The organism is Nocardia sp. JCM 34519.1, assembly GCF_020361265.1.
Lineage (GTDB): Bacteria > Actinomycetota > Actinomycetes > Mycobacteriales > Mycobacteriaceae > Nocardia > Nocardia arthritidis_A.
On the sequence record NZ_JAIRBR010000020.1, the window covers coordinates 139,427 to 148,585 of the forward strand.

The following is a 9,159-nucleotide window of genomic DNA, read 5'->3' on the forward strand; positions in this document are numbered from 1 at the left end:
GGTCGGGACATGCTGCTGGCCATCGACGTCCGCAACACCAGCATCGAACTGGGGCTTTTCTCCGGTAGCGGCGCCCATTCGAAATTGGTGCGGCACTGGCGCATCCACACCAATCCGCTATTGACCGCGGACGAGTTCGCCATGCAGGTGCGCGGTCTGGTCGGCGAACAGCTCGACGAGGTGATCGGCGTTTCCGCACTGGCCACGGTGCCGCCGGTGCTGCGTGAATTGCGGGAAATGCTGACCCGCTACTGGGGACATGTTCCGCATGTGCTGGTCGAGCCCGGTGTGCGCACCGGAATTCCGCTGCTGGTCGACAATCCGAAGGAGGTCGGCGCGGACCGGATCGTGAACTGTCTCGCCGCCTTCCAGCGCTACAACGCGCCCGCCATCGTCGTCGATTTCGGCACCGCGATCTGCGTCGACCTGGTTTCCGGTAAAGGGGAATTCCTCGGCGGCATCATCGCGCCCGGTGTCGAGATCGCGACCGAGGCACTGGTGGAGCGCACCGCGCTACGCCGGGCCGAACTGGCGAGACCGCGTTCGGTGCTGGGTAAGAACAGTATGGAATGCATTCAGTCCGGCGCGGTTTTCGGTTTCGCCGGTCTGGTGGACGGGCTGATCGATCGGATTCGCGACGAGTTCGACGCGTTCGCGAGCAGGGACGTCGCGGTGGTCGCGACGGGTGCGACGGCACCGTTGATCGTGCCCGAATCGGAGACCATCGATCATCACGAGCCGCATCTCACACTCACCGGGCTGCGCCTGGTGTATGAGCGCAATCAGCGGCGCAAGGCCTCGGTATGAGCATCGCGCAGCGATTCGATGAGGGGTGGTGGTCGGGCGACGGGTGGGCGTGAGTCAACGCACCGGACTCGGTGCTATTGCGCGCTTCCGACTCACTGCTACACTCGCCGACGTGTATTTCCGCGTGAGCACCCAGGAGTGTTGTCGAGGCTGACCTGCCTCGACCGTTCGAGGCCGACCATCTTCCTCGACCGCTGACACAACTCCTGGAGATTCGCGAATGCGCTCCTCTGTTATTTCCCTTTCTTCGGCACGTACCGAATATTTGGCGAAGCCACCCGTCGATCGGGCCGTCGCGCCCGCGCTGCCGACCCGGTTGCGCCCGGCCGATCTGCTCCGATTGACCGATGAGGGCGCCGAGGATGTGCTGGCCGGGCGCTATGACCATTTACTTCCATCGGGCGGCGGCTGGCCCGTCGATGAGCGCTGGGCGGCCCGGCTGCTTTCCGATGACGAGGTCGATGTCTGGCTGATCAGCTGGACGCCCGGTAAGTCGACTGAATTGCACGATCACGCCGGTTCGCTCGGCGCGCTCACCGTGCTCAGCGGCGCCCTTTCCGAATTCCGTTGGAACGGCTCCGAACTGCGCAGGCGCACGCTCGGCGCGGGTGATCAGGCCTCGTTCCCGATCGGCTGGGTGCACGATGTTATGCGCGCACCGGCTATTTCGGCCGAATCGGCCGGACCGCTCGAACCGACGCTGTCGGTACACGCGTATTCGCCACCGCTCACCGCGATGTCCTATTACGAGGTCACCGGCCACGGGACCCTGCGGCGCACCCGAACCGTCCTCACCGACCAGCCCGAAGGTGATATGTGATGACTCGTCTGACCATCGACCAGATGCTCGAGAACGCGCGATCCGGGTTGAACCGGATCTATGCCTTCGAATTGCCCAAGGCGCTTGCTCGCGGCGCGATTCTGGTCGACATCCGGCCGCAGGCGCAGCGGGTGCGCGAGGGTGCGTTACCCGGTGCGCTGGTGATCGAACGGAATGTGCTGGAATGGCGGCTCGATCCGGCTAGTTCGGCGCGGTTGGCGCTGGCTGTCGATCACGAAGTGGAATGGATCGTGGTGTGCTCGGAGGGCTATACCTCCAGCCTTGCCGCGTACTCGCTGCAGCAACTCGGATTGCATCGGGCGACCGATCTGGTCGGCGGTTTCCACGCGTTGAAGGCGGCCGGTCTGTTGAGTATCGGAACTCGGGCGCCGCACTTCGCGACGCAGGCGGCGGCGCTCGCCGCGGTGTAATCCTTTCATCTCGAAATACATAGGCGCACAGTCGCTTTCGATTGTTGTGCGGATTCTCCGTTGCTTTCGGTGACGGGTAAATCGGCTATGGAACCGATACCTTTTCGTTACTGATCCGGATTGGCCGGGCGGCTCGCAAAACGATTTCCGGTGCACGCTAGGGTTGTTGGATGTGAGCACCTCCAACGACCACTCGCCCGGCCGCGATAGCGCGGAAGTCGATGTTCCGGAGCAGATGCGGATTCGCCGGGAGAAGCGCGAGCGGCTGCTCACCGAGGGACGTGAGGCATACCCCGTCGTCGTGCCGCGTACCCATACGCTCGCCGAAATTCGCGCCGCCTATCCGGACTTGGCGCCCGACACACAGACGGGTCTACAGGTCGGTGTCGTCGGACGCGTCATATTCATGCGTAATACCGGCAAGTTGTGTTTCGCGACGCTGCAGGAGGGCGACGGCACCAAGCTGCAGGCGATGATCAGCCTGAACGGTGTCGGCGCCGATGCGCTTACCGCCTGGAAGTCCGATGTGGACCTGGGCGACTTCGTATTCGTGCACGGTGAGGTCATCTCGTCGCGCACCGGGGAATTGAGCGTCATGGCCGATTCCTGGTCCATGTCGGCAAAGTCGTTGCGCCCCTTGCCGGTCGCGCACAAGGAGATGAACGAGGAGTCGCGGGTACGGCAGCGCTATGTCGACCTGATCGTGCGCCCGGAGGCGCGGGAAATGGCGCGTACCAGGGTTGCCGCCGTGCGCGCGCTGCGCAATGCGCTGGAGCGCCGCGGATTCCTGGAGGTGGAGACGCCGATGCTGCAGACGCTGCACGGCGGCGCGGCGGCCAGGCCCTTCGTCACCCATTCCAATGCGCTGGATATGGATTTGTACCTGCGTATCGCGCCGGAGTTGTTCCTGAAGCGCTGCGTGGTCGGCGGCCTGGAGAAGGTCTTCGAGATCAACAGGAACTTCCGCAACGAGGGCGCCGACTCCACGCATTCGCCCGAGTTCGCGATGTTGGAAACGTATGAGGCTTACGGCACCTACGACACCTCCGCGACGATGATCCGGGAATTGATCCAGGAGGTCGCGCAGGAGGCGTTCGGAACGCAGGTGGTGACGCTCGCCGACGGTACGGAATACGACCTGCGCGGTGAGTGGACGACGGTTGAGATGTACCCGTCGCTGTCCGATGCGCTGGGTGTCTCGGTCACGCCGGAAACTTCCGTCGCGGAATTGCGTGCGCTCGCCGATCGGGTCGGTCTGGAAATTCCCGATGGTAAGGGCTACGGCCACGGCAAACTGGTCGAGGAACTGTGGGAACACCAGTACGGCGACAAGCTCTACGCACCGACTTTCGTGCGTGACTTCCCGATCGAGACATCACCGCTCACCAGACAGCACCGCAACAAGCCGGGTGTCACGGAGAAGTGGGATCTGTATGTGCGCGGCTTCGAGTTGGCAACCGGCTATTCGGAGTTGGTGGATCCGGTGATCCAACGAGAACGTTTCATGGATCAGGCGCGGTTGGCCGCGCAGGGTGATGACGAGGCCATGCGACTCGACGAGGACTTCCTCGCCGCGATGGAGCACGGTATGCCACCGACAACCGGTACGGGTATGGGAATCGATCGGTTGTTGATGGCGTTGACGGGTTTGGGAATCCGGGAAACGATACTGTTCCCAATTGTGCGTCCGGTCACCCGCTGACCATCCGAACGCATTGTTCCCAACCGCGTCTTGGAATTTCTGGAATTCGAGGTATTCTTGCCTCGGGTAATCGGCCTAGTATGCGGGTCGCACGATTTCGAGAGGACGTTCATCTCATGGCAAAGAAGGTCACCGTTAGTCTGATCGACGATGTCGACGGTGAGTCCATCGCGGACGAGACCATCGAGTTTGCGATCGATGGTGTGTCGTACGAGATCGACCTGTCGTCGGCGAATGCTACGAAGTTGCGTGACGGTCTGGAGCAGTGGGTTTCGAGTGCGCGTCGGGTCAGTGGCCGGCGTCGGGTGAAGGCTGCGGCGGGGGCGACCACGAGCCCGAAGAGCCGGGTCTCGATCGATCGTGAACAAAGCGCGGCAATTCGTGAGTGGGCGCGCCGGAATGGGCACAAGGTGTCCGCGCGGGGCCGTATCTCCGCCGACATCACCGATGCCTACAACAAGGCCGCCAAGGGATAGTTTTCTTTTTAACCGCCGCTCGGGCTATTCGTGCGACGCCCGGGCGGCGGTTTGTTTGATAGAACTTCGATATAGCAGCAAGATCAAGAACCGATTCATACGGTTCCGCGTTACTCGATCTTGCTCGTGGTTCGCCGAAGCGGCACCATGGATACCGTGCGAAGGTCACTGGGGGCCGCCTCCTCGGCCCGACGCTCATGCCCCCGATGAGAGGCGAGGTATCGGCGCTGTGACTGGATTCGTCGGATCACTGTTGCGATTCAAGGACGACACCGGTCGGCAGCAGGAGTTCCTGCTCTCGCCGGATCGGCAACGCATCACCATCGGTCGCTCACCGCAAGCGGATCTGTCGATGCCGTGGGACGCCGAGGTATCCCGGTTGCATGCGGCGCTCGAATATCTCGGTGCGCACTGGACGATCATCGACGACGGCCTGTCTCGCAACGGCACTTTCGTCAACGGCGAGCGGCTGGCCGGCCGGCGACGGTTGATGGCGGGGGACAGTATTCGCGTCGGCACCTCGGTGGTGCATTTTCTCGACTACGGCGGCGTCGTCGACGACATCACCCGGGTTTCCAGCGGTTCCATTCCGACGCTGCGCTCATTGACCGAAACCCAACGGTCCGTTCTCATCGCGCTGTGCCGCCCATACAAACACGGCGCCGGATTCGCCACCCCCGCCTCGAATCAGCAGATCGCCGATGAACTGTTCCTGAGCGTCGACGCGATCAAGACGCATTTGCGCGCGCTGTTCACCAAGTTCGGGGTGGAGGATCTGCCGCAGAATCAGAAGCGGGTGCGGTTGGCCGGACTGGCCATGCAGAGCGGTCTGATTTCGGATCGGGACCTCTGAGACCCGCCGCCCTGCACATTGGACGATCGCTTAGCCGGTCGAGCGTTTCGACGATGGTTGCGGCGGGGTGGTTCGCGATGAACTTGGAATCGTGAACGGAGCGATCGCGCTCCGCTCGATTCCCGGAGGAGAAATCGCGATGTCCGCAACCCGAATCGCCGCACTGGTTTTGGCCACCCTGGCCACCGGCTTGATCGCCGGTGTCTTCTACGCGTACGCCATCTCGGTAATGCCCGCGCTCGGCCGCACCGACGATCGCACGATCGTCGACGTGATGCAGAAGATCAACGTGGTGATCATCAACCCCTGGTTCATGCTCGGCTTCATCGGCACCATCGGCTTCACCGCACTGGCCGCCGCGCTGCATCTGAGTCGAGAGCAGCGCACCACCCTGGTGGTGATCGGAATCGCCTTGGTGCTCAACGTGATCGCGTTCGCCGTCACCTCCGGTCTGAACGTCCCGCTCAACGATCAGCTGATGGCGGCGGGGGATCCGGCCCAGATCGCCGATCTGGCCAAGGTGCGCGCCGATTTCGAATCGTCCTGGGTGGCTTGGAATATCGTGCGTGCAATCCTGCACACACTGGCCTTCCTGGTGTTGTGCGGCGCGCTGTTCCTGGCCGGTGTGCAACACGGTCGCTCCGACCGCGTCGCGGCGCAGACGGTCACCACCGGACCGGCGTTCGGTGCGCAGCAGTACTACACGTCGCCGATCGGCCCGCAATATGGTGTGCCGCAGCAGAGTTCGCCGCAGCACCGGCCATAGGAATGTCGTCGGCCTTCGCCGCACCACCGGATCGGGTGGTGCGGCGCTTCGGCGTTTCAGGCCGAATGCGCCGACCGGGCCGCGGATCCCGCGTCCTCGGGCGGTTTCACCGGCATCGCGATGGCGCGGGCGAGTTCCCAATTCCGGGAGATGGCGGTGAGTTCCGCGATCTCCTCCGTCACGTCGTCCGCCGTGGAAAGCCGCGATTCCCGCCCGTTCTGCAGCGCGCCGCTCGCCTTCGCCGCGCAGGCGTGCACCAGCCGGATCGCGGTGGTCAGCGGCTGGTCCGGTGTGCTGGAAGACGTTGCGGCGTCGGATATTTCATAGCGGGACAGGATCCGCAGGCAATCGCGGATCTCGACGACGGTGCGGTGCAACAGGTATCGGCTGTCGCCCGGGTCGGCCGGACCGGCGTAGACGACCTCCGGGCAGGCCGCGGTGAGCGCCGTCCACAGCGGCAGCAGCCGCCGCCGCTGCCGCGACGCGTTGTCGAGGCCTAGATGTGCGGTCAACCGGTGCGCCGCCGGAATCGTCAGCAGTGTCGTCAGCAATGCGAGTTGATAGATCACGGTGTCGCGCTCCAGGCGGACCAGTAATCGTCCGACGGCGATATGCCTGCCGTCGATCTGGAACGCGGCCGCGATGGCCGCGCCGACGATGCCCGCGAAATGCAGCACCACGAATCCGATGGCACTGCCTGCCAATACGAGCTCACGTGTGTCGGTTCGGCTGCGCCACTCCGCGATACCGATCCTGATCAGCATCACATCCATCCACAACACGATCGGCAGCATGCTCAGCCGGTATCCGAATGCCGCCCAGCCGGTCGCGTCCGCGAGCGAAACCCCTTCGGGGACCATCCGTGTGCCGAAGGCCAGTCCGGCCGCCCCACAAGCCACGGCGACGCCGAATACGAGCGGCGGTGAATACGCCTGCCCCAGCACCTGACTGAATGCTAGTATCGTCAGCCCCGCCACCAAAGCCATTTCGGCGGAAGACAGTTGGTAGAGCAGATTCGCTACGTGGCGTCCGCCGATCAGCGCGCCGGTCCAGCGTTGAAAGGTCGGCTCGCGCAATGCGCTGCCGACGATGAGACCGGCGAGGCCGAGGTCGGCGTAGCGATCGAGCCGCGTCCGGTCCGCCCAGCGCAGGCGCAGCGCCAACAGCAGCAGCGAGCAGCCGATCAGTGACCCGGAAATCGCGGTGGGCCAAGACGAGTGCATGCGTCAGCCGAACAGCACTCGGCGCAGCGGTGAGCCCGGTGCGGTGTCGACCCGCGACATGATCAGCGAGGCGAACAGCTCGGCCTGGCGTTCGGCGGTCGTATCGTATGCGCCGCGGTGCAATACCTGCCGGATGGTCGCCGGATCGATGCCGGGAAACAGTGACGCCAAGGTCTGCGGCCGCGTCGTGCCGAGCGTCGCGGGGCGATTCGCCGAGAGGTGGTCGGGGTCCGTGAGATGGCCGAGCAGCAGATGCCCGACCTCGTGCAGGATGATGTGATCGGCGTGGTGCGCGGAACTCGTTGCGTCGTAGGCGATTATCACATCCTCGGCACGCTCGATGACCAGCCCGCACGGCAGGCTCGCGGTGTACGCGGCGGGCAGCGGACGTAGTCGGATCCGCTTGCCCATGGCCGCGGCCGCGCCATCGAGGAATTGTGTTCGATCCCAAGGGCGTGGCACGTCGAGCCGTTCGGCCAGTCGCCGGACCGGATCGGCGACGGGGTCGCTGCGGCGTCGGAAGATCATTGCGGGCCAACGCTTTCGAGACGCGGGTGCGGCGGTTTCGGGTACTCGTTGCGACCCGTCGGGCACCTGGGGCACCGTGCGGACATACCGGGGACGGTACCCGGCCTTTGTGCGTCTCCCAATAGCTCCCCGGTTTCGGTACCGCGGGCCGCTCGCGGCGGTACGTTTCTGAAACGCGTTACAGTTTCTGGGAGGGTTATATGCGGCGATTGCCGGGTTCCGCGCTGATATTCACTCTGCTCGCCTTGCTCTGGATCGGCGCCGCGGGCGCCGCGCGGGCCGAGCGATATCCCGTCGACTACAACTTCTTCGCCGGAATACCGGGCGAACTGCTGAATCACAATGGCTCGCTGCCCGGTTCGAACGACTGGGGTTGCCGCCCCAGCGCCGCGCACCCGAACCCGGTGGTGCTGGTGCACGGGACCGGCGGCGGCGCCCAGACGAACTGGGGCGTGTACGTACCCCTACTCGCCGATGAGGGGTATTGCGTCTACTCGCTCACCTACGGCGCGTACGACCTGCCGTGGCCGGTATCCGCCATCGGCGGCATGCGTCCCATCGAGGAGAGCGGACCGGAACTCGCGGCGTTCGTCGACCGGGTGCTGGCCGCGACCGGCGCCCGGCGGGTCGACCTGGTCGGGCATTCGCAGGGGAATGTGGTGAGCAACTACTACATCAAGCGGCTCGGCGGCGCGGACAAGGTGGACCGCATGGTCGCGCTCGCACCGCCGTGGCTCGGCACCGACGTCGCCGGCATCGGCGATATCGCGCAGTTCAGCAAGGCCCTCGGCGCCGAACCCGCCTTCGATGCCGTGGTGGCCTCGCTCTGCCGCGCCTGCGGTGAGATGTACCGGGGCGCGGCCTTCCTGACCGCGCTGAATTCCGACGGCATCTACCAGCCCGAGGTCACCTACACCAATATCGCCACCGTGTACGACGAGGCCGTCGTCCCGTACACCGCGGGGCTGGTGCCCGCGCCCAACACCACCGATATCGTGGTGCAAGACGGCTGCGCCCAGGACTATTCGGAACATGCGGGCATAGCGGGCAGCCCACGCGCCGCCGCGTACGTCCTGAACGCGCTGGATCCTTCCGATCCGAGGGAGGCGCCGTGCGAGTTCATCCCGCCGTTCACCGGCTGACTACCTTTCGCGTACAGCTGAAGTAGCGCCTCTCGGACGCGAGACTCCCCGGGGCCGCGGACAGCCGCGCGGAGCGCGGCCAATTGAACACAGCCCGACTCAATCTGTTCGCTCTAGGCAAAAACGCATCGGAAACGAATCCCGCAACGCTCACGTTATGAGTGAATGACCGTGCCGTCGCTGGTCACACATAGGGTGGACTGGAGGCGGCAAGAACCCCTGCCAACTAGAGTGGAGGCAGGGGGCCGCAACCCCCGGGCTTCATGGCAGGCTGACGCAACAGTCGAACTGAAGCGTCGGCCGCCAGAATGTCGGAGCAGGAGAGTGAGGGAGCGATGTTCGAGAGGTTCACCGACCGCGCGAGGCGTGTCGTTGTCCTGGCCCAGGAAGAGGCCCGGATGCTCAACCACA

Annotated in this window: 11 protein-coding genes; 9 read left to right on the forward strand and 2 right to left on the reverse strand. The window is 64.5% G+C overall.

The window, feature by feature from the left end; translation table 11 throughout:
* Positions 1 to 9: 9 nt before the first annotated feature.
* The 7 genes from LGY53_RS34655 to LGY53_RS34685 all read left to right on the forward strand — a co-directional run bounded on the left by LGY53_RS34655 (position 10) and on the right by LGY53_RS34685 (position 5,855).
* Positions 10 to 807, forward strand: a complete 798-nt coding sequence (locus LGY53_RS34655) for a type III pantothenate kinase (protein ID WP_225730910.1) — start codon at positions 10 to 12, stop codon at positions 805 to 807.
* 220 nt (positions 808 to 1,027) lie between these two features.
* Positions 1,028 to 1,627 (forward strand): cysteine dioxygenase family protein, encoded by a 600-nt coding sequence (locus tag LGY53_RS34660; protein ID WP_225730911.1) that lies wholly within the window; start codon positions 1,028 to 1,030, stop codon positions 1,625 to 1,627.
* An 8-nt stretch (positions 1,628 to 1,635) separates the two neighbouring features.
* Entirely contained in the window at positions 1,636 to 2,058 is a 423-nt protein-coding gene (locus LGY53_RS34665; RefSeq protein ID WP_225730920.1) for a rhodanese-like domain-containing protein, read from the forward strand.
* Positions 2,059 to 2,293: 235 nt separating this feature from the next.
* Complete coding sequence (lysS, locus tag LGY53_RS34670; protein WP_225730921.1) at positions 2,294 to 3,760, forward strand: lysine--tRNA ligase; 1,467 nt, start codon at positions 2,294 to 2,296, stop codon at positions 3,758 to 3,760.
* Between the two features lie 116 nt (positions 3,761 to 3,876).
* On the forward strand, positions 3,877 to 4,236 hold the full coding sequence (locus LGY53_RS34675; RefSeq protein WP_167471636.1) for an Lsr2 family protein: 360 nt from the start codon (positions 3,877 to 3,879) through the stop codon (positions 4,234 to 4,236).
* Positions 4,237 to 4,465: 229 nt separating this feature from the next.
* The gene (locus LGY53_RS34680; RefSeq protein WP_225730912.1) at positions 4,466 to 5,089 is read left to right on the forward strand and encodes an FHA domain-containing protein; all 624 of its coding nucleotides are present in this window, start codon (positions 4,466 to 4,468) and stop codon (positions 5,087 to 5,089) included.
* Positions 5,090 to 5,228: 139 nt separating this feature from the next.
* Positions 5,229 to 5,855: a DUF1772 domain-containing protein gene (locus LGY53_RS34685; RefSeq protein ID WP_225730913.1), complete on the forward strand. Its 627-nt coding sequence runs from the start codon at positions 5,229 to 5,231 to the stop codon at positions 5,853 to 5,855.
* 56 nt (positions 5,856 to 5,911) lie between these two features.
* Here LGY53_RS34685 and LGY53_RS34690 read toward each other — a convergent pair whose 3' ends face one another.
* Positions 5,912 to 7,078 carry a DUF6545 domain-containing protein gene (locus LGY53_RS34690; protein ID WP_225730914.1) on the reverse strand — a complete coding sequence of 389 codons (1,167 nt, stop codon included), beginning with the start codon at positions 7,076 to 7,078 and terminating at the stop codon, positions 5,912 to 5,914.
* Between the two features lie 3 nt (positions 7,079 to 7,081).
* Entirely contained in the window at positions 7,082 to 7,606 is a 525-nt protein-coding gene (locus tag LGY53_RS34695; RefSeq protein ID WP_225730915.1) for a hypothetical protein, read from the reverse strand.
* A 200-nt stretch (positions 7,607 to 7,806) separates the two neighbouring features.
* Here LGY53_RS34695 and LGY53_RS34700 point away from each other — a divergent pair, with 200 nt between their 5' ends.
* On the forward strand, positions 7,807 to 8,748 hold the full coding sequence (locus tag LGY53_RS34700) for a triacylglycerol lipase (RefSeq protein WP_225730916.1): 942 nt from the start codon (positions 7,807 to 7,809) through the stop codon (positions 8,746 to 8,748).
* A 335-nt stretch (positions 8,749 to 9,083) separates the two neighbouring features.
* The coding region (locus LGY53_RS44500; RefSeq protein ID WP_374111277.1) for a hypothetical protein at positions 9,084 to 9,159 on the forward strand (76 nt) is incomplete at its 3' end.